20 protein-coding genes are annotated in these 20,740 nt (G+C 58.4%); 7 read left to right on the plus strand and 13 right to left on the minus strand.

All coding sequences use genetic code 11. The features are described 5' to 3' along the window. Window positions 1-2: 2 nt before the first annotated feature. From GOX45_RS09860 to pdeM, 7 genes are all read left to right on the plus strand, one after another. Window positions 3-1,001 (plus strand): type II secretion system F family protein, encoded by a 999-nt coding sequence (locus GOX45_RS09860; RefSeq protein WP_171100386.1) that lies wholly within the window; start codon window positions 3-5, stop codon window positions 999-1,001. 7 nt (window positions 1,002-1,008) lie between these two features. Then, the gene (locus GOX45_RS09865; RefSeq protein ID WP_254445984.1) at window positions 1,009-1,590 is read left to right on the plus strand and encodes a tetratricopeptide repeat protein; all 582 of its coding nucleotides are present in this window, start codon (window positions 1,009-1,011) and stop codon (window positions 1,588-1,590) included. 30 nt (window positions 1,591-1,620) lie between these two features. Continuing rightward, entirely contained in the window at window positions 1,621-2,472 is an 852-nt protein-coding gene (locus GOX45_RS09870) for a lipopolysaccharide assembly protein LapB (protein ID WP_171100388.1), read from the plus strand. A 3-nt stretch (window positions 2,473-2,475) separates the two neighbouring features. After that, entirely contained in the window at window positions 2,476-3,012 is a 537-nt protein-coding gene (locus GOX45_RS09875) for a prepilin peptidase (protein ID WP_171100390.1), read from the plus strand. 115 nt (window positions 3,013-3,127) lie between these two features. Next, a complete protein-coding gene (locus GOX45_RS09880; protein ID WP_171100391.1) occupies window positions 3,128-4,435 on the plus strand; it encodes an ATPase in 1,308 nt (435 codons plus the stop codon). Between the two features lie 40 nt (window positions 4,436-4,475). Next, window positions 4,476-6,887, plus strand: coding sequence for a ligase-associated DNA damage response DEXH box helicase (locus tag GOX45_RS09885; RefSeq protein ID WP_171100393.1), 2,412 nt, complete (start codon window positions 4,476-4,478; stop codon window positions 6,885-6,887). Between the two features lie 41 nt (window positions 6,888-6,928). Continuing rightward, the gene (gene pdeM / locus GOX45_RS09890) at window positions 6,929-7,591 is read left to right on the plus strand and encodes a ligase-associated DNA damage response endonuclease PdeM (RefSeq protein WP_171100395.1); all 663 of its coding nucleotides are present in this window, start codon (window positions 6,929-6,931) and stop codon (window positions 7,589-7,591) included. An 8-nt stretch (window positions 7,592-7,599) separates the two neighbouring features. Here the strand turns inward: pdeM and GOX45_RS09895 are convergent, their stop codons facing one another. The 13 genes from GOX45_RS09895 to tolQ all read right to left on the minus strand — a co-directional run bounded on the left by GOX45_RS09895 (window position 7,600) and on the right by tolQ (window position 20,662). Further along, a complete protein-coding gene (locus GOX45_RS09895; RefSeq protein WP_254430591.1) occupies window positions 7,600-8,235 on the minus strand; it encodes a LytTR family DNA-binding domain-containing protein in 636 nt (211 codons plus the stop codon). 309 nt (window positions 8,236-8,544) lie between these two features. Further along, window positions 8,545-9,435: a bifunctional methylenetetrahydrofolate dehydrogenase/methenyltetrahydrofolate cyclohydrolase FolD gene (gene folD / locus GOX45_RS09900; RefSeq protein ID WP_171100398.1), complete on the minus strand. Its 891-nt coding sequence runs from the start codon at window positions 9,433-9,435 to the stop codon at window positions 8,545-8,547. Window positions 9,436-9,487: 52 nt separating this feature from the next. Next, on the minus strand, window positions 9,488-9,793 hold the full coding sequence (locus GOX45_RS09905; RefSeq protein ID WP_171100400.1) for a chorismate mutase: 306 nt from the start codon (window positions 9,791-9,793) through the stop codon (window positions 9,488-9,490). 58 nt (window positions 9,794-9,851) lie between these two features. Then, window positions 9,852-11,528: a formate--tetrahydrofolate ligase gene (locus GOX45_RS09910; protein WP_171100402.1), complete on the minus strand. Its 1,677-nt coding sequence runs from the start codon at window positions 11,526-11,528 to the stop codon at window positions 9,852-9,854. A gap of 166 nt (window positions 11,529-11,694) precedes the next feature. Then, entirely contained in the window at window positions 11,695-12,270 is a 576-nt protein-coding gene (locus GOX45_RS09915; protein ID WP_171100404.1) for an MOSC domain-containing protein, read from the minus strand. A 95-nt stretch (window positions 12,271-12,365) separates the two neighbouring features. Beyond that, complete coding sequence (ftsH, locus tag GOX45_RS09920) at window positions 12,366-14,282, minus strand: ATP-dependent zinc metalloprotease FtsH (protein ID WP_171100405.1); 1,917 nt, start codon at window positions 14,280-14,282, stop codon at window positions 12,366-12,368. A gap of 77 nt (window positions 14,283-14,359) precedes the next feature. Beyond that, the gene (gene tilS, locus GOX45_RS09925; RefSeq protein ID WP_371808968.1) at window positions 14,360-15,598 is read right to left on the minus strand and encodes a tRNA lysidine(34) synthetase TilS; all 1,239 of its coding nucleotides are present in this window, start codon (window positions 15,596-15,598) and stop codon (window positions 14,360-14,362) included. A gap of 11 nt (window positions 15,599-15,609) precedes the next feature. After that, entirely contained in the window at window positions 15,610-16,443 is an 834-nt protein-coding gene (ybgF, locus tag GOX45_RS09930; protein ID WP_171100409.1) for a tol-pal system protein YbgF, read from the minus strand. A gap of 4 nt (window positions 16,444-16,447) precedes the next feature. Continuing rightward, a complete protein-coding gene (gene pal, locus GOX45_RS09935; RefSeq protein ID WP_171100411.1) occupies window positions 16,448-16,957 on the minus strand; it encodes a peptidoglycan-associated lipoprotein Pal in 510 nt (169 codons plus the stop codon). Window positions 16,958-17,046: 89 nt separating this feature from the next. After that, window positions 17,047-18,366 carry a Tol-Pal system beta propeller repeat protein TolB gene (gene tolB, locus GOX45_RS09940; RefSeq protein WP_171100413.1) on the minus strand — a complete coding sequence of 440 codons (1,320 nt, stop codon included), beginning with the start codon at window positions 18,364-18,366 and terminating at the stop codon, window positions 17,047-17,049. Continuing rightward, a complete protein-coding gene (locus GOX45_RS09945) occupies window positions 18,363-19,478 on the minus strand; it encodes an energy transducer TonB (protein ID WP_171100415.1) in 1,116 nt (371 codons plus the stop codon). Before GOX45_RS09945 ends, tolB begins: the two co-directional genes overlap by 4 nt. A 9-nt stretch (window positions 19,479-19,487) precedes the next feature. Then, complete coding sequence (tolR, locus tag GOX45_RS09950) at window positions 19,488-19,964, minus strand: protein TolR (protein WP_171100417.1); 477 nt, start codon at window positions 19,962-19,964, stop codon at window positions 19,488-19,490. Window positions 19,965-19,966: 2 nt separating this feature from the next. Then, window positions 19,967-20,662 (minus strand): protein TolQ, encoded by a 696-nt coding sequence (tolQ, locus tag GOX45_RS09955; protein WP_171100419.1) that lies wholly within the window; start codon window positions 20,660-20,662, stop codon window positions 19,967-19,969. Window positions 20,663-20,740 lie beyond the last annotated feature (78 nt).

Below are 20,740 nucleotides of genomic sequence, written 5' to 3' on the forward strand. Positions count from 1 at the left end.
TCATGGAATTCCTGAGTAGTATCAACACCTTCCTTACCGAAAACCTCGGCGAGCTTGCCCCCCTGATCATCGTCGGAGCGCTTGGGCTTATCATGGTCCTGGTGGCGGTTCCGCTGATGCTGAACCAACCCGAAGATCCGTTGAAAAAGCTGCAGCGTTCAACCGCGGCGCCGAAGAAAAGCAAAAAAGCTCAGAAAGAGCGACTGCGTCAGGCTGGGCAGAACGAACAGCTTGAAAAATTTGCGACTTTCCTGGAGCCAAAAGATCAGGAAGAGTATTCTGCCGTTCAGCTGAAGCTGCGCCAGGCGGGGTATCAGTCAAAGGACGCGGTTCGGTTTTATCACTTTTCCCAGTTTGCGTTGGGGATCGTCGGCATCTTGGTCGGGATTTCCCTGGTAACGGTTTTTGCAAACGGCCAGGAGTTCGATTCAACTCAGCTGCTATTGCGGGTCCTTGGCCCCGGTCTGGCCGGGTATTTTATTCCGAAATACTGGGTGACGCGACGCGTTGCGGAACGAGAAGAGGCGATCATCGCCGGCTTCCCCGATACGTTGGACCTGATGCTGGTCTGCGTCGAAGCCGGCCAGTCATTGGACCAGGCGATCGTGCGCGTAGCCGCCGAGATGAAGGAATCCTACCCCGACATCGCGCTTGAATTCGAAGTCGTCGCCTATGAGATGAAAGCCGGTAAAGAAAAAGACACGGTGCTGCGTGATTTTGCAACGCGGTGTGGTGTGCAGGATGTCAGCGCGTTTGTGACCGTGATGATCCAATCGGCAACATTCGGTACGTCCATCGCCGAAGCTTTGCGAGTTTACGCCGGCGAGATGCGTGACAAACGCGTGATGCGGGCCGAAGAGGCCGCGAATAAGTTGCCAACCAAAATGACACTTGCCACAATGATGCTGACAGTTCCTCCGCTGCTTGTCATTCTTGTGGGGCCTTCGGCAAAAGGCATCATGGAGTTCGGCAGAGGCGGTGGAGTCTCCACCGGAGTCTGATACAGGCATGAATTCATTCTCAAGCGCCGCAACAAGGCGCGCGCGTAAAACGTTCCTAGCCACCATGGTCCTTGCCATGGTGGCTTCGTGCACTGAGCCCATCAATACGCCCGATCCGTTTGCGCCAGGCATCGATACAAGTGCCGAAGGTGAAGACGAATTCACCGTTGGTAATCGCCTGATGGCGGCGGGCGAATATGAACTTGCGCTCAAGTCTTTCTCACGCGTCGCGCTTGACGAAGGCCTCAGCGCACGGGTCCTGACATCGCTTGGCACAGCCAATGTAGGGTTGCGGCGCCTGGGTCAGGCTGAACCTCTGCTCAGACAAGCGGTCGAGAAAGAACCCGACTGGCCCGTGGGCTGGAACAACCTGGGTGTTCTTTTGGTCGAAAAGGGTGAATATCCCGAAGCAGCGCAAGTCTTTCAACGGGCCTATGCGCTGGACAATGGCGAAAGTGACGCAATCCGTGACAATCTGCGCTTAGCACTCGCAAAAATGGAAAATCCTGTTAATAATACGCCGCAAGAACAAGAATTTGAGCTGGAACAGCGCGGGGACGGAGAATTCCTGCTGCGGAAAGTCCAGTAACAGAGGCAAAGAGCAGTAAAGGACGCAAAAATGCGCCATACATTTGTGATTCCGACCATTGTTATGTGCGGCTTTGTTCTGGCTGCGTGCGAAAAAGAGACCGAAGAAGAAAAGGTCGAACGCACGTTTCAGGAAGTGAACGTTATTGACGAGACGAACCTCAATGAAGTTCTCTTGACGGCCGCCGACCCGAACGAAGCGGTGACCTATTTTATGGGTGCCGCAGCCAAGAATCCGGACCGTATCGATTTGCAACGCGGGCTGGCGATCAGCCTGACACGTGCGAAACGCACAACCGAAGCGTCAGCCGCCTGGAAACGGGTTACGACAATGAACGGCGTCACAAATTCCGATCGTGTGGAATATGCCGACGCGCTGGTACGAAATGGTGATTGGAATGGAGCGAAAGCGGTGCTTGACGCCATTCCACCGACCTATGAGACCTTCAAACGCTACAGGCTTGAAGCGGTCGTCGCAGATTCTCGAAAAGATTGGAAGCGCGCGGATCAGTTCTATGAAACAGCTGTTGGTCTGACCACACGACCGGCAGGCGTTATGAACAATTGGGGTTATTCCAAGCTGACACGCGGCGATTTTGTTGATGCCGAACGTCTGTTCACGCAGGCTATCCAGCAGGACAAGAATCTGTTTACCGCAAAGAACAATCTGGTTCTGGCGCGAAGCGCTCAGGGGAATTACAGCCTGCCTGTCATCCCGATGTCGCAAACAGAACGCGCGCTTTTGCTGAACACGATGGGCATTTCCGCGGTGAAACGGGGGGACGTCAACATCGCCAAGAACTTGTTCCGCGAAGCCATCGCCACCCACCCGCAGCATTTTGATGAGGCCGTCCGCTCTTTGCGCGCGCTTGAGGAAGCCTGATCCATGGTCATACCGGCCGCAGTCGCGGCGTGGTTTCTACCCTTCGTGGCGCCGATCTGCTTTTACGTTGCATTCACCGATATGCGGGAAATGCGCATCAAGAACCATGCCGTCACGGCGCTGCTGATTGTTTTTGTCACTGTCGGTCTGTTCCTGCTGCCCCCTTGGTCGGGAGAATGGGTACAAGGCAGTTTCGGGCTAACTCTGCCGGTATATGTCTGGCAATTGTCGCATTTTCTTGTGGTCCTGCTGGCTGGCATTGTCCTGAACGCTGCTGGCGCAATGGGCGCCGGAGACGCAAAGTTCTGCGCCGCGGCAGCCCCGTTTATCTGGACCGGGGATCTGTTCCTGGTGATCATGATCCTGGCGGCAACCACCTTGGGATCGGTCACAGCGCATAGGTTGGTCAAGCACACGCCTCTGCGCCAATTCGCCCCCGACTGGAAAAGCTGGGAGATGGGTAAAAAGTTTCCCATGGGCCTGACACTGGCCGGAACCCTTTGTATCTACTTGATTTTCGGCGCGCTTCGCGGGTCGTAAACAATCATCACCACGCCTTGCCAGCGCCTTGGTCCTGCCACAAAGCCCCGCCAAATTTTAACGCGTAAGCCTGCACAGGTTATTGACGTTATTTTTGGATAGACGGGCGACGCTCATGAATATGCAGACCACTTCCGTAATGGCCCCCCCTGCCCCTAAGGGCCTGGGAGAGATGAGACTTCCTCTGGTTATGATGCGGGACATTCTGCTGAAAACCATCTTTCGCAAGAATGTGGATACGGTTTCGGAAATTGCCACCGCGATATGTCTGCCGGGCGCTGTCACGCAAGAACTGATCGACATGGCCCGCGACCAAAAGCTGCTGGAAGCGACCGGAACACTCAACGCCAACTCGGGAAACGAGATGGGGTATCAGCTGACCGATGCGGGCAAGGCCCGGGCGCTGGACGCGCTCAGCCAGTCAGAATACTTCGGTGCAATGCCGGTGCCGCTGGATGTCTACCGCGAGCAGGTCAAACGCCAGTCGATCCGCAACATTCAGGTGACCCGAGATCAGCTGACGGGTGCGATGGGCCATCTGGTTCTGCCCGACGATCTGCTGGATCAGTTGGGCCCCGCCGTCAGCGCCGGTCGCTCGGTTCTTATGTATGGCCCTCCGGGCAATGGTAAGTCCTCAATCTCGAACGGTATTCGCGATGCGTTGGGCGACAACGTTTATGTGCCCTGGGCTATTGAATATGCCGGTCAGGTGATCACCGTTTATGACCCGATTGTACACACCGCCATCGAACAAGAGCCCGATGACCCCAACAGCCTGCGTCGCCGCAAACGGTTCGACTCACGCTATGTTCAGTGCGAACGCCCAACCGTTGTGACCGGTGGTGAATTGTCGCTCAGCATGCTGGATCTGGTCTATAACCCCACCGCCCGGACCTATCAGGCGCCGCTGCAGCTAAAATCAACCGGCGGCATCTTCATCGTGGACGACCTTGGTCGTCAGGCAGAGCCGCCGCAGGCGCTGATCAACCGCTGGATTGTTCCGCTCGAAGAAAGCAAGGATATCCTTGGCCTGCAATCGGGTGAAAAATTCGAAGTGCCCTTTGACACGCTGGTCATCTTCTCGACCAACTTCCACCCGAACGAAATCTTTGACCAAGCGGCCCTGCGCCGGATCTTCTTCAAGATCAAAATCGACGGCCCGAACCAGGAGAACTTCCTGAAAATCTTTGCGATGGTTGCGCGTAAACGCGGTATTCCGTTGGATGAGGCCGCATTGGTGCATTTGTTGAAGGTCAAGTACCCGACCATCAACAACATCTACGCGAACTATCAGCCGATCTTCCTGATCGACCAGATGATTTCGATCTGCGAGTTCGAGGGCATCCCCTATCAGATGAGCCCCGATCTGATTGATCGTGCCTGGGCCAACATGTTCGTCAAGGACGAGAAAATCGTCAAATAAGCCCATGCCCTTCCGGGCAGACACCGGATAATCTGCGTTCATGACGCAGATTCCATCGCGGATCACGGATTGGTTCAGCCAAAAAGGCTGGTCCATCCATCCGCATCAACAAGATATGTTCGACCGGGCTCAAGACCCCGCCTGTTTGCTGATTGCCCCCACGGGCGGCGGCAAGACCATGGCCGGATTTATGCCCTCGTTGGCCGAACTGGGCGAAGGCGGGCATGACGGGCTGCACACCATCTATGTCTCACCGCTGAAAGCGCTGGCAGCGGATATCAAGCGGAACCTCCGCACGCCCGTCGACGAGATTGGGTTGCCCATTCGGATCGAGGACCGTACAGGCGATACCTCAGCCACCCGCAAGAAACGCCAACGCGCGGACCCTCCGCATATCCTGCTGACTACGCCGGAAAGCCTGGCGCTGCTGACCTCATACGAGGACGCGGCCCGGATGTTTTCCGGCACGCGTCGCATTATTGTGGATGAGATCCACGCGCTGGCCGAGAGCAAACGGGGCGATCAGCTGATGCTGGCACTGGCGCGGTTGCAAACGCTGTGCCCCGAACTGCGGCGTGTTGGCCTGTCGGCCACAGTCGAAGATCCCGACGCCATCGCCCGCTTTCTGGCCCGTCATCCCGATCCCTGCCACATCGTGCAAGCAGATCCCGGGCCCGACCCCGATATCGCGATGCTGCAAACGGAAGAGATGCCGCCCTGGTCAGGTGGTGGTGCGGCCTATGCGATACCGGCGGTGTTGGAGCAGATCAAAAAACACAAAACCACTTTGATCTTTCACAACACCCGCGCGCAGGCCGAGATCTTTTTTCACAACCTGTGGCTGGCCAATGATGACGCTCTGCCAATTGGCATCCATCACGGCAGCTTGGAACGGCAACAGCGCGAAAAGGTCGAAGCCGCCATGGTGCGCGGTGATCTGCGGGCCATCGTCTGCACCGGCAGTCTGGATCTGGGGATCGACTGGGGGGACGTAGATCTGGTGATCCAGATCGGCGCGCCCAAGAACGTCAAACGTCTGGTCCAACGGATCGGACGAGCCAACCACCGCTATAACGCGCCGTCCAAGGCGCTTTTGGTGCCGGCAAACCGGTTCGAAGTGGTGGAATGCGTGGCTGCGCTTGAGGCCGTGAAAGCCCATGATCTGGACGGCGACCCCCGCGCTGCGGGCCCTCGGGATGTCCTTTGCCAACATATCCTGATCGCAGCGGCCTCGGGGCCGTTTGATGCGAATACGTTGTACGCCGAGCTTACTTCGGCCGGTCCCTATGCTGCGCTCAGCCGCGACAGTTTTGACGCCTGTCTGGAATTCTGCGCCACCGGCGGCTACGCCCTGCGCGCCTACGACCGCTGGCAACGGTTACAGCACCGCCCCGATGGGTTGTGGCAGTTGCGTGACCCCCGCGCAGCTCAGCGCATTCGGATGAACCTGGGCACCATTCAGGACACCGACACGCTAAAGGTGCGTTTGAGGCGGAACCGGGGAGGCAAACCTCTGGGTGAGGTGGAAGAAGCCTTTGCCGCCTCTCTCACGCCCGGCGACACCTTCCTGATCGGGGGTAAGATCGTGCGTTATGAAGGGCTGCGCGAGATGGTGGTCGAGGTGAGCCGCAGGGCCGACCGCAAACCCAAGATCGCCACCTTCTCGGGCACGAAATTCGCCACCTCGACCCAGCTGAGTGACCGTATCCTGCGCATGTTTGCCCAACCCGACTGGCCGCAATTGCCGAAACACACGGCAGAGTGGTTGGCCCTGCAACGTCAGATGTCACGCCTGCCTCAGCGTGAGCGGTTGCTGATCGAAAGCTTTCCCAATGACGGGCGCGAGCATCTGTGTGTCTACGGCTTTGCCGGGCGCAACGCGCAGCAGACGCTGGGCCTGCTTCTGACCAAAAGGATGGAGGAAACCGGCCTTGCGCCGCTGGGCTTTGTGGCGACAGATTATGCGACATTGATCTGGGGGCTTGAGGCCGTGACCGACCCCCGGCCCTTGTTCAACATCGACGCTTTGCGCGAGGGGTTGGACACCTGGCTGGCCGGAAACGCGGTGATGAAGCGCACCTTCCGCGCCTCGGCCACCATAGCGGGGCTGATCGAACGCAAGACCGCCGGGCAGAACAAGTCGGGACGTCAGGCGACGTTTTCGTCTGATATCCTCTACGACACGCTTCTGAAATACGACCCCGACCACCTGCTGATGCAAATCACCCGCGAAGAAGCCATGCGCGGGCTCGTCGATTTCGGACGGATCGAGGCCATGATCTCGCGTATCGGGGACCGCATTGATCTGCTGCGGCTGGATCGCGTGTCACCACTGGCTGCGCCTTTGTTCCTTGAGGTGGGCAAAGTTCCTGTCAAAGGTGCAGCAGAAGAACGATTGCTGGCGGAAGAAAGCGCGCGTCTATTGCAGGCTGCAGGATTGGCCGCGCAATGATTCCGCTTGCAACTGGCGCCTCAAGCAGCAAAGAACGTTTCATGAACTTTGTTGACTTCACCTTCTGCGGACAAGCGCTTCGGGCGCTGGGGTCTGGGGCGCTATGGTGGCCTGAGCAGCGCCTGCTATGTGTCTCTGATCTGCATCTGGGCAAGTCTGAGCGCATCGTCAGACGGGGTGGCGTGGCCCTTCCGCCTTATGACAGTCGCGAAACGCTGACGCGTCTGGCAGCCGATCTGGAACATAGCCAGGCCGAGACGGTGATTTGTCTGGGCGACAGTTTCGATGACCTCGATGCCTCGCGCGCCTTGCCTGCGCAAGACAGATTGCAGATCACAGCAATGCAGGCCGGGCGGCGTTGGATCTGGATCGAAGGCAATCATGATCCTGGCCCTGTTGAACTGGGCGGAACTCATCTTTCCGAATGGGTTCTCGGGTCATTGGTGTTTCGCCATATCGCGACTGCGGATGGTATGGGAGAGATTTCGGGCCACTACCACCCCAAAGCCAGCCTTGCAGCCAAGGGTCGAACGATTTCGCGCCCGGCATTTCTTGTCAACGGGCAGCGCTTGATCCTTCCGGCTTATGGCACTTATACCGGCGGGCTGAGATGTACCGACGCCGTTCTGGCCAAGCTGATGACCGGTGAAGCGCAAGCGATCCTGACCGGAAACAATCCTGTCAAGATACCCATGCCACGGTAACGCGCAGGCTAGATCAGCCCTGCCTGTTCCAGGCCCGGGCGGTATTTTCGACTGATCGGAACAAGGTCACCATTGCTAAGGCGCAGAAACGTTTTGCCACCCTGTTTTTCGGTTCCTTCAATCGCAGAATCCACCACCCAGTGCGAACGATGTGCACAATGGCCCTCAACCGGCTCCATTTCAGCGATGGCATCCGTGAACCGGGATCTGATCGTGAACACTCCCTCCGAGGTTACGACATCGACGCAATGGTCCCGTACCGCCAATCGAAAAACCTGGCCCGAAAACGTCTCTGGCAGGCGGCTATACAGACGAGGCACGGGTTGCTGTTGCGTCTCCTCCTCAGTCACACGATCTCCCTGCCGGACAAGAAGCAGCCCGGTGGCAAAGATCGCGCCATAAGGGAGCACTGACGCTAAGTTCGGAGCGGTCAACCCGCTGCAGGTGAAGATCAGCCACCCCAACAGCCACAGAGACGGTGCAAACAGGGCAAGAATCACGACGGCATAAATCACGTCCCGCGTAAAAACCGCAGCATCGCTCAACCGTTCCTGCAGCATTTTTCGAGCTGCCCATGTCACTGTGAGTGCCAGAGCCAGAACTCCGGTCCAAAAGAGCAGCCGCAGAGAAAACGACAGCTGCATGTCTCCAAACGGCTTAAATGAGTAGGCTAATAGAGGGATAAACACCAAACCTGCCAACACTCTCTGAAGGCTGAGGTGAGCGTTCAACCCGCTCAATCTCGAAGACGCGACACTTAACATTTATCCTCCGAGTGCCGGGCCAAACAGGCGCCAGCGATTGGAACGTAACCATTTGGAATAGAACGTTTATCACGGCTTTCGGACAACGCAAAGCGTTAGGAAGAGAGTTAAAGCATTTGTTAGGCATCTTGACAGGCCGCAAGTTTTATATCGTCGCGGCCTGTCATCTTTAGGAAACGTATCTCTGACTTAGGCGGTCAGACCCTCGGGTTCGGGCAGGCCGTTAGCGCGGCAACAGGCCGTCAGTGTGTTCGCCAGCAGGCAGGCGATGGTCATGGGTCCGACACCGCCGGGTACAGGTGTAATGGCTCCCGCGCGCTCGGCAGCGCCGGCATAATCCACATCCCCAACCAGCTTGTTCTTGCCATCGCGCTCGATCCGGTTGATGCCCACATCAATCACGGTTGCGCCTTCCTTGATCCAGTCGCCCGGCACCATTTCAGGGCGTCCCACTGCGGCCACAACGATATCCGCGCGGCGCACAACATCAGGCAGGTCTTTGGTCCGAGAATGGGCGATTGTTACTGTGCAACTGTCACCCAACAGCAGCTGCGCCATTGGCTTACCCACGATATTGGACCGGCCAATCACAACCGCGTCCATGCCCGACAACGAGCCATGGTGTTCGCGCAGCATCATCAAGCACCCCAGTGGCGTGCAAGGTACCATCGACTTCTGCCCAGTGCCCAGCAGGCCCACATTCGAAATGTGGAACCCGTCGACATCCTTGACAGGATCAATCGAGTTGATCACCAAATCTTCGTTCAGATGCTTGGGCAGAGGCAATTGCACAAGAATGCCGTGAACCGCAGGGTCGCTGTTTAGCTTGTCGATTAAGGCCAGCAGATCCTCTTCCGAGGTGTCGGCCTCCAGCTTGTGCTCATACGAGTTCATGCCAACCTCGACCGTCTGTTTGCCCTTGGAGCGGACATAGACCTGGCTGGCCGGATCCTCACCCACCAGAACAACCGCAAGGCCAGGGGTGATGCCGTTTTCTTCTTTCAGCTTTGCAACCTGGTCGGCCACTTGCGCGCGCACTTTGGCGGCAAAGGCCTTTCCATCAATAACCTGAGCTACCATTTTGTCGTCCCTTCTTTCAGAAAACGGATCGGGCGCAGCAGCGCCCGGTCTGTCAATCAGTGCCAATCACACGTTCTTCGCGTGCGATAGACCAGTCAATCAGGATGCGCCACAACCGCTCGGCCAGATCAGGGTCCAATCCCCGACGGTCCGACGCAGCACGCACACGTTGCACCACTTCTTCGACGCGGTCCGGAATTCGGGCTGGCAGGCCCTCGCCCGGTTTCAATTCAGCGGCACGGTCGATATATCCAGCGCGCGTTTTCAGCATTTCGATCAGGTGTCTATCCAGACTGTCGATCTGCGCCCGCAATTCACCCATGGTTTTGCAATCCTGCGGCGACGTCAGTGTGGGCATTGGTGTCTCCTCGTGGCCCAGGGCTGTTTCCGGACCACGAGATGTCTTATTCGGGGGCTTAGAACAAGCCCTCAATCTGACCTTCATCATTCAGACAGATCGCTTCAGCGGCTGGCTTACGAGGCAGACCCGGCATTGTCATGATCTCACCGCAGACAACCACGATAAAGCCGGCACCTGCAGACAGACGAACCTCGCGCACCGGCACCGAGTGTCCCGTAGGCGCACCGCGCAGTGTCGGATCGGTCGAAAACGAATATTGGGTTTTTGCCATACAGACAGGCAGGTTGCCGTATCCGGCAGCTTCCCATTCGCGCAATTGGTTGCGGATTTTATTGTCGGCCAGAACTTCGTCTGCGCGATAGATACGCTTGGCAATGGTTTCGATCTTTTCAAAGAGCGGCATGTCGTCAGGGTAAATCGGCGCGAAATTCGCTGTCCCACCCTCAACGATCTCCACGACTTTTTCCGCCAAAGGCGCTGACCCTTCCGAGCCCAACTCCCAGTGGCGCGACAGAACCGCCTCGACCCCGTGATCAGCACAGTATTTCTTGACCGCTTCAACCTCGTCATCGGTATCAGTGACAAAGTGGTTGATCGCGACAACAACTGGCACGCCAAAAGACTTCACGTTTTCGATGTGGCGACCCAGGTTGGCGCAGCCATTGACCACCGCGTCCACGTTCTCGGCCCCAAGATCAGCCTTTGCGACACCGCCATTCATCTTCATCGCGCGCACCGTGGCCACCAGAACCACCGCAGACGGCGCGATACCGGCTTTGCGACACTTGATGTTCATGAACTTCTCGGCGCCCAGATCAGCACCAAAGCCAGCTTCGGTCACGACATAGTCGGCCACTTTCAGCGCGGTCTTGGTCGCGATCACCGAGTTGCAGCCATGGGCGATATTGGCGAACGGTCCGCCGTGGACAAAGGCCGGGTTGTTTTCCAGCGTCTGCACCAGGTTCGGCTGCATCGCGTCTTTCAGCAGCACGGTCATTGCGCCTTCGGCCTTGATGTCGCGGCAATAGACTGGCGACTTGTCACGGCGATATGCCACGATGATGTCGCCCAGACGTTTTTCCAAGTCCTGCAGATCGTTTGCGAGGCAAAGGATCGCCATAACCTCAGAGGCCACGGTGATGTCGAACCCGGTCTCGCGCGGGAAACCGTTCGAAACACCACCCAGCGACGCGGTGATCTGACGCAAGGCACGGTCGTTCATGTCAACCACGCGGCGCCAGGCGACGCGACGGATGTCGATCTCGGCTTCGTTGCCCCAATAGATGTGGTTGTCAATCATCGCCGAGAGCAGCGAGTGGGCTGAGGTAATGGCGTGGAAGTCACCGGTGAAGTGCAGGTTCATCTCCTCCATCGGAACAACCTGCGCATATCCGCCACCAGCAGCGCCCCCTTTCATACCAAAGTTGGGGCCAAGCGACGCTTCGCGAATACAGATCATCGCGTTTTTGCCGATGCGATTCAAACCATCGCCCAGACCAACGGTGGTGGTGGTTTTCCCTTCGCCCGCGGGGGTCGGGTTGATCGCCGTTACCAGAATAAGCTTGCCGTCTGCGCGGTCCTGCACCGAGTTGATAAAGTTCTGGCTGACCTTTGCCTTGTCATGGCCGTATGGCAGCAGATCAGCAGAGTCGATGCCAATCTTGGCTCCGATGTCCTGAATCGGCTTCTTGTTCGCTTCGCGGGCGATTTCGATGTCGGATTTATAGCTCATTGGGCAGCGTCCCTGATTGAATGCCGTGCAAAACCGACGAAACACGTCGGCATTGCGCAACATATACTGATGCGCACACCGCTAATGGTAATGGATTCCGACATATTCATGCCGTGAAACGGCGTTGCCGGTGCCTGCGCGACGCAAATCGGAAACCAACTGTCCCTTAAGGCTGCCAAAGTGGCTGATCCGGCACAAACAGCCGCATCCTGTCGCCAAGCTTCAGAACTCCGGGCCGCTCGACCCATGCCGTTACACCCCGTCGACCTTGAGCGGCAGGTTTGAAGCCCGCGCCAAATCCGGTGTGATCCGCCTCGATCTCGCGCCCAGGCAAGACACAAGGCGCATTCTCCATATCAACGGTGATCGTTGCGCCCGCGTCTGTTTGCAGACGCGAGGACGGAGAGATATGCGAAAAATCCGGGATCCCTTCCAGAACGATCGACGCCCCCAGATAGGACGGATCAAGCCGATCCATCTTCATCTCCGCCGCAATAGCATTCAGCTCTTCAACCGACAGGACCGACAATTGGCGCACATTGCGGATTTCGGTTCCTTGAGGATAGAGGTTCTTGACCCGAACACAGGACGCGCGATTGAGCCCTTCGTGCCGCTCGCCCTGAACACCGTCAAACCGCAGGTCCAGCTTGTCCACCGAGGCTGCGCGCAGGGATTGGCCTGCTGGAACATGGCCCAACCAAACCACTTCGCCTGCATATTCGGTTTCTTTCAAAAACGGCATCGCTTGGTCCCTTCTGCGCATTTCATGCCATGCATAAAGCGCAGGAACATGCTGAGGGAAAGCAAAAACCCGGGCGTTGGCCCGGGTTTTGATTTTTACGCCGAAGGTTCCGGCTCCATCCCGCCGTCCGGCGGCGACTTCTTGACCTTGGTCTTCGGAATGGCGGTTACGCTGGGGGCGCTGCCCTCATCCGGCTTGTCGCCCTCGTCGTCACTTTCGGTGGGCGGCTCACCGTTCATGACGCGCTTGATCTCGTCGCCCGTCAGGGTTTCGTATTCCAGCAACCCTTGTGCCAGACGCTCCCATTCCTCGTTCTTTTCTGTCAGGATCTTATACGCCCGCTCATAGCCCTGCTGGATCAGGCGCTTCACCTCTTCCTCGATCAGCTCTTTGGTATGAGCCGAGACTGAGAAACCGGCAGTGTTGCCCTGATAACCTTCATGCGCTTCGGCATAGTCAATGTTGCCAACCTTGTCAGACATGCCCCAGCGCATCACCATCGCGCGCGACAGTTGGCTCGCCTGCATAATGTCACCGGCCGGGCCGTTCGACACATGATCTTCACCGTATTTGATGACCTCAGCGGCCTTGCCCGCCATGGTCATGGCCAGCTTTTGCTCGCATTCATCGCGGTGGTAGTTCAGACGGTCCATCTCGGGCAACGACACAACCATACCCAGCGCACCACCACGCGGAATGATCGTCGCCTTATAGACCGGATCACAAAGCGGCAGTTCCAAACCGACGACAGCGTGACCCGCCTCGTGATAGGCGGTTTTTTCCTTCTGATCCTGGGTCAGCACCATGCTGCGGCGCTCGGCTCCCATCATCACCTTGTCCTTGGCGTTCTCGAAATCTTCCATGGTGACAAAGCGACGGCCTACACGGGCAGCCATCAGCGCAGCCTCGTTCACCAGGTTCGCCAGATCAGCACCAGAGAAGCCCGGGGTCCCTCGCGCTATGATGCGCAGATCGACATCGGGGCCCAATGGGGTCTTGCGGGCGTGCACGCCCAGGATTTTCTCGCGGCCTTTGATGTCAGGGTTGCCGACGGTCACGTTGCGGTCAAACCGGCCCGGACGCAGCAGCGCGGGGTCCAGAACATCCTTGCGGTTGGTGGCCGCCAGAATGATCACACCTTCATTGGCCTCGAACCCGTCCATCTCGACCAGCAACTGGTTGAGGGTCTGTTCGCGCTCATCATTGCCGCCGCCGTAACCTGCGCCACGATGGCGGCCCACAGCGTCGATCTCGTCGATGAACACGATGCACGGCGCGTTTTTCTTGGCCTGTTCGAACATGTCGCGCACGCGGGATGCGCCGACACCCACGAACATCTCAACAAAGTCCGAACCGGAAATGGTGAAGAAAGGTACACCCGCTTCACCCGCAATCGCACGAGCCAACAGGGTTTTACCAGTACCCGGAGGGCCCACCAACAGCGCGCCTTTGGGGATCTTACCACCCAAACGGCTGAATTTCTGCGGGTTGCGCAGGAATTCCACGATCTCTTCCAGTTCTTCCTTGGCCTCGTCGATGCCCGCGACGTCGTCAAAGGTCACGCGGCCATGCTTTTCGGTCAGCATCTTGGCCTTGGACTTGCCAAAGCCCATCGCGCCGCCTTTGCCACCGCCCTGCATCCGGTTCATGAAATAGACCCAGACACCGATCAGCAGCAGGAAGGGAAGCAGTGTGATCAGGAACGACTGAAAGCCCGACTGCTGTTGTTTTTCGGCGCGAACCGGAATGTTCTTGTCGATCAGCAGTTTGGTAACTTCGGCGTCACCAGGCATGATGGTGACAAAATCGCGGTTCTCGCTTGTACGGTACCGGATCTGCTCACCATCCAGCGTCACGTTGGTCACATCACCGGAATTCACGGCGCTGACGAACTCTGAATAGGTTCTTTCATTATTCTGGAGCGTTCCACCTGATCCGCTGAACAAATTGAACAGTGCAAGGATCAACAGGAACAGAACGACCCAGAAGGCGATATTACGAGCGTTGCCCAAGGAAAATCTCCCCAAAGGTTTCGACAGGCGGGGACCTGCCGGAGTTGCTCTTTAAAATAGAGAGGATTGTGGCAGGTTCAATGCGATAAAATCGAACAGTAGAACTTGGACTGCTCTGGCGTCAAATCGGCACGCCAGCCATTGCCGAAACCGGCCATCGGGGCGGACAGAACCGTATCGCCCTGCCACAAGGCTGGGGAAGCCAGAATGGCGGCCCGTGGCTTGCCCATGGCCCGCCAGTCCTTAACCTGAGAGATACCGTCTTCGCCCAACACGCGGATTTCTGCCGTTTTCGCTGACGGCCCGCTTAGAACCCAGCGCTGATCCCATAGGTCGAGTGGGTCGCACACCTCATGAGAGACCGCGTTTAATTCCCTGCAAATCCACAACTTTTCCTTGGCCGGTACCAGCATGCAGCCACCAATGGTCATGTTTTGACGCTCCACGACAGCACGCATTGCTTGATCTACAGCGCTGTGTCTCGGGGCATACGCCCCCCCGGCGATCCACAAAATGGCTGCCGTCAGGATTCGGCGGCGAATTTCGATGGGCAGCAACACAAATCCCGCAACATCGATACAGATGTCGCCGTCCGAGACCTTTGTGACCCGGCGCGCAGCTTCTTGCGCATAGAGCGCCAAGGCCTCACGCGCTTGTGCCATATTGTCAGCAACACGAGACAATGCTTGCGCAGTCAACCCGATCTGTTCCAATTGCGCCATCGCGTTGCGGGTCTTGATCCGGTCAAAGCGGTCATCCTGATTCGAAGGGTCATCGATCCAGGCCACCCCCGCCTCGGCCAGATAGGCCCTGAGTTCTGACCGGGTCACAGACAAGAGCGGTCGCAACAAATCAATACAGTCTTCGCGTCGGATCGCCGCCATGGCCGAAAGGCCCGAGACCCCTGCGGCGCGGCCAAGTCGCATCAGCACGGTTTCGGCCTGATCATCCGCCGTATGACCCAGCGCGATGGCAGGCAGGTCATGATCCCGCGCCCAGCGGGTCAGTAGTTGATACCGCGCGCGGCGGGCCTGGTCTTGCAGGTTGCCGGTACCGTCCCAGCCCTCCCATTTCAGGATGTGATGCGGAATACCCAATGCGCTGGCCTGCGCGGCAACACTGGAGGCCTCGGCGGCAGATTCGCTGCGCAACCCGTGATCGACCGTCGCCGCATAAAGCGCGATACCCTCTTGCTGGGTAATGTCCGCCAGCAAATGCATGAGCGCCGTTGAATCGCTGCCGCCAGAGGCTGCCACACCCAAGCGGCGTGGCAAGGGATCGGGCAGATGCGCCCGCAATATGGACTGAAGGGTCACATGTTCAACGCTCAAGAACAGCCCAACGCGGCCATTTCCTGAGCCGCAGATCCAGATGGGATGGATCCGGGAAAGCGGACACCAACCTCGCCCAAGGTGATACAGGCCTGATCGGTTTGGCCGAGACGCCCCAGCGCTGCCCCTAGTTCAAACAGAGCTTCGGGCGCCAAAGGCCCCTCGCTGTCGCCGGTAAAGCTCGCCAGAAAGGCGCGCGCGGCTTCGCGCGTGTCGCCAAGGCTTTTCAGCGCCTGCCCCCGCCGCAAATTGGCCTGCGGGGCCAGTGGGCTGCCGGGATATGACAGATCAAACTGTGAGAACAGAGAGGCCGCAGTCTGAAAGTCACCATCTGCCAGTGCCTGAGACGCAGTGTCGAAATCGGCTTGCTCACCTATGGCCAACTCGCCCTGATCCGAGATCACTGGTTGCGCAGGTGATGGTGATGGCGCGACAGCAACCTGATCTGCCGGCACATCGCCACCCAAAGTCGATGTCTCACCCAATGTGCTCAGATCACCGCCTTCCAGCTCGACCAGTCGGAACTCAAGATCACCAATCCGGTTGGTGCCGTCCGTAACGATATTCTGCACCCGCTGATTCAATTGCTCGGTCTGACGGGTCAGGCGCTGCAATTCGGCCTCGATGGCATCGACGCGTTCCAGAACGGAACTGCCGGCCAGGTTTGGTGCAGGGGATCCGGTGGTTGAAAACTCGCGCTTAAGACGCTGTATTTCCACGTGCAACACCGTCAGCTCTTGCCGGATATCCGCCAAGGTCTGCTGATCCTGCGCCCGGGCCACCCCTGCGACAGCAACAACGGTTGCCAGAACCAAACCTGCAATACGCATCAATTTACCCCAGTGTTGAGCCGGTCAGAACGGTCACAGCCCGGCGGTTCTTGGAATAGCATTCTTCGGTGCTGCAAATCTCGATCGGCCGTTCCTTGCCGTAGCTGACAGTGTTAAGGCGGGTGCCAGCGACTCCGCGAGAGATCAAGAAATCCCGTGCCGAATTTGCCCGCTGCGCACCTAAAGCAAGGTTATATTCCCGTGTACCCTGCTCATCCGCGTGCCCTTCGATTGTAGCCACAAAGTCGGGGTTGGCCAGCAGCCAATCCGCCTGCCCTTGTAGGATGGTCTGCGCCTCGGGCGTCAAAGAGGACTGGTCCACGGCAAACAACACCCGGTCACCAACGGTTTGCTGGAAATAGGCGGGCGAACGCGGGTCGCTGGGCGAACCCTGCAACAATTGGCCATCAGGGCCAAGTCCGCTGCCTCCATCCAGATTTGAAGGATCACTATTGGTACATGCCGCGATCAGCGCCAGCGCGCCCACCGCTGCGACTTTGCTCAGAAGGTTCATTTCAAGTGCCTCGTGCTCGGTTTTGATTATTGCTTTGTCTCTACCACATTGCCGGGATGTTGTGAACGTTGCGCACCGGCGCGCGATGATCAATTCTGCAAAGGCCCCCAGGACGGATCGCTGCCACCATCGGGCGTGCGCACCGGCTTAAGGTTCCGGCCCGAGATATCCACCGAATAGAGCGTCGAGCGCCCGCTGGCCCCTTGGGTTTCACGGGTGAACATGATGACCCTCCCATTGGGTGACCAGGTGGGGCCTTCATCCAGGAAGGATGCCGTCAAAAGCCGCTCCTCGCTGCCGTCAACGCGCATCACGCCGATATGGAACCGGCCTTTGTTCTGCTTGGTGAAGGCAATCAGATCGCCGCGTGGTGACCAGACAGGGGTGCCGTACCGACCTTGGCCAAAGCTGATCCGTGTTGCCTCACCCCCGTTGGCGGGCATGATATAGAGCTGCGGTGTCCCCGACCGGTCGCTTTCGAACACGATCTGGCTGCCATCTGGCGCATAGCTGGGTGCGGTTTCAATCGCAGGCGTATTGGTCAGGCGCACGCTTTGGCCCGACGCGATGTCCATCTTCCACAGATCCGTATTGCCACCTTGCGTCAGCGAATAAACGATCGAGCGCCCGTCCGGCGAGAACCGAGGCGAAAAGCTCATGGTGCCGTCCAACGTGTTCAGCTCTTGCCGGCGCACACGGGCCACGTCCAGAACATAGATCCGCGGTTGCCCAGTCTCGTAGCTGGTATAGAGCAGGCGGTCGCCCGAGGGCGAAAAGCGAGGGGCCAGAACGATCGAAGCGCTGTCGGTCAGGTACTGCACATTCGCCCCGTCATAATCCATGATCGCCAGCCGTTTGCGGCGCTGATCCTTGGGGCCGCTTTCCGAGACAAAGGCGACGCGGCTGTCGAAATAGCCCCCTTCACCTGTCACACGGCTATAGACCTGATCGGCAACTTTATGCGCCATGCGCCGCCAGCCTTCGGTTGTACCGGCAAACTGCAAACCGTTGCCCAACTCTTGCCCGGAAAACACATCCCACACCCGGAACCGCACCGTCAGTCGGTTGCCCGATACGTTGACCGCACCGGTCACCAAAGCCTCGGCATTGATGGCTTTCCAATCGGCAAACTGCACCGGCGCATCAAAGCTGCTGACCTGGCTTATAAAGGCGTCAGAGGAAATCTCGCGAAACAGCCCGGTGCCCGTCAGATCTGCTGCGACAACCCGCGAGATATCTGTGGCGTATTGGGACGCGGACGGCCCGTCAGGGACAAAGCGCGGCACAGCAAAGGGCAAAGGTTCGATGATCCCTTCATCCAGTTCCAACCGCAGCGGTCCGTTTTGTGCGTGAACCGGTGCCGACACCAAAGTCAGGCCCATCAACAGAACGGTCAGCAATCTCATCATTTGATCCGCATCCTCTCGGGATTGAAGGTAATCTCAATATCCTGCCACTGATCGTATTTGTCAGCCGGCAAAGTGTATCCTTTGGCGCCGCATCTCAGGATCGCGCGACGCGCGGCCTCATACGCTTGTTTCGCAGCACCCGCCGATCCGCCAGAGCTGTCGATTATGCGCAGGCTTCCCCCAACAACCTTGCCATCGCGGGTCAATGAAAACCCGACCACTACGACAACGTTCAGCGCATCTGTCGACAGAGAACCCACGTTCCAGCACCGCGACACGGCCAACCGCATCGCGTCTTTTTCGCCGCTGGTCAAGGGCGGCCCCGAAGGCTCGGTCCCCTCGCCCAAAGCCTGCGCCAAAGCGTCTTCTATGGCCGACGGTGCGGCCGCTTCGGGTTCCTGCGTGGCGGGTTCTTGCGCTTCGGGCTCGGGCGCTTCGGCGACCTCTGGTTCAGGTGCAGGGCGGTTGGGGCGCACACGCGGGCGCGGAGACGTGGCGGGCGCTGACTCCTGCGTCTCTTCTGCCTCGGTCACAATCTCGGGCGCGGCCTCTTCCGGCGCGGTCTGTTCTTGCTGCTCCTGTTGCGTTTCGGCCCCTTCCTCCTGCGAGACCGGAGGGGTTTCGATATCGTCGGGCCGCGCATCCGGTGGCGGTGGCGCAATCGGATCAGGAGCGATCTTGTCGGCAGGGGCGGGTTGCGAAGATGGCCCGGGCGGCAGTGGCAAAACAGCAGTTTCCGGTTCCGGCTCGGTCAGCGTCGGCGGCTCTTCCACCAGCTCAGGCTCGGGTGGCAGTTCCAACGTCTCCGGTTCACTTTCGGCCTCGGGCTCTGCTGGCGTTTCAACCGTCTCGGATTCGGGTTGATCCTGTTCGGTCGGCTCTGGCGTATTGGTTTCGTCCTCCGGCGCATCAGGCTGCGGCAATGCCGCAGGGGTCACCGGCACTTCGGGCGCAAGCTGCTGCGCCTGCAACGCCGCGAACTGTTCAGCCGTAATGACCGAGACATCCTGCACGGACATCGGCAATGGCTCGGACCGGAATGTGCCGCCGAACAGAGCCCAACTGATCAGGCTGACATGCGCTACCGCAGAAATCTTGGTGCCGGTGTCCACCGTGCGACCTCACTCTCCACCTTCGTCCAGCGTTGGCCCGCCCGTATCGGTGACCAGTCCAACATTGGAAAACCCGCCCGCATTCAAGGCCCCCATGATCTGCATGACCTGTGCATAAGGGATCGACCCATCCGCCCGCAGGAACACCCGATTACTGCTGCGTTCTGCCGCAATGGCCCGCAACCGGCCAATCAAATCCTCGCGTGCGACATCGGTTGTCTGTATCTGCACCCGGCCATCCGCCGTTATCGTGACGGTCAAGGGTTCTTCGTCATCGCCCGGCAAGGCGCCGGCAGCGGTCCTGGGCAGCTCGACCGGGACCCCCACCGTCAGCAATGGTGCAGCCACCATGAAAATGATCAGCAAAACCAGCATGACATCCACAAAAGGTGTCACGTTGATCTCAGCCATCGGCTGAGACCGACCACGACGCCGTCCGCGCCTGCGCCCCCCGTTGCCCGAAGATTGCTGAACCGCCGCGCCCATGGTCAGCTGTCCAACTGACGCGACAGGATGGTTGCGAACTCATCGGCAAAGGCTTCATAGCCACCGACGATCCGATCACTGTCGGCGCTGAGCTTGTTGTAGAAAATCACCGCAGGGATCGCTGCCAACAGCCCCAAGCCCGTGGCCAGCAAAGCCTCGGCAATACCCGGGGCGACAACGGCCAAGTTGGTGTTCTGCTGTTCTGCAATCTCGATAAAGGCGTTCATGATGCCCCAAACGGTGCCGAATAGGCCGATAAAGGGCGCGGTCGAGCCCACGGTGGCCAGAATCGGCAAGCCCTTTTGTAGCGTTTCAGCCTCCTTCGCGATGGCTACATCCATTGACCGGTCGATCCGCGCCGTCGCGCCTGCGATCAACCCGCCATCTGTCCGGTGCGAGCGCCGCCATTCGATCATACCGGCCGCAAAGATCTTTTCCGAGCTGCCATCGGGCTGCGTCCCGATCTCTTCGAACAACTCATCCAGCGGGTTGCCAGACCAGAACAGCTCATCAAAACCCTGCGCCTCGCGCCGTGCCGCGCGGTAATTGATCAGCTTTTGAATGATGATCGCCCAGGACCAGACCGACGCCGCGATCAGCATCAACATCACCAATTTGACGATAAAGGTCGCGCGGGCATAGAGCCCCCACATGGAGAAATCGATCTCCTGCGCCAGCGCCAGCGTTTCAGCTTCCATGAACCTGCTCTTTAGTTTTGCCTGACGGCCATTTGGCCTTGTTTTGACGAACGCTAACGCAGTTGGGGATGAAAAGCC

Source organism: Ruegeria sp. HKCCD7255 (genome assembly GCF_013031565.1).
Taxonomy (GTDB): domain Bacteria; phylum Pseudomonadota; class Alphaproteobacteria; order Rhodobacterales; family Rhodobacteraceae; genus Ruegeria.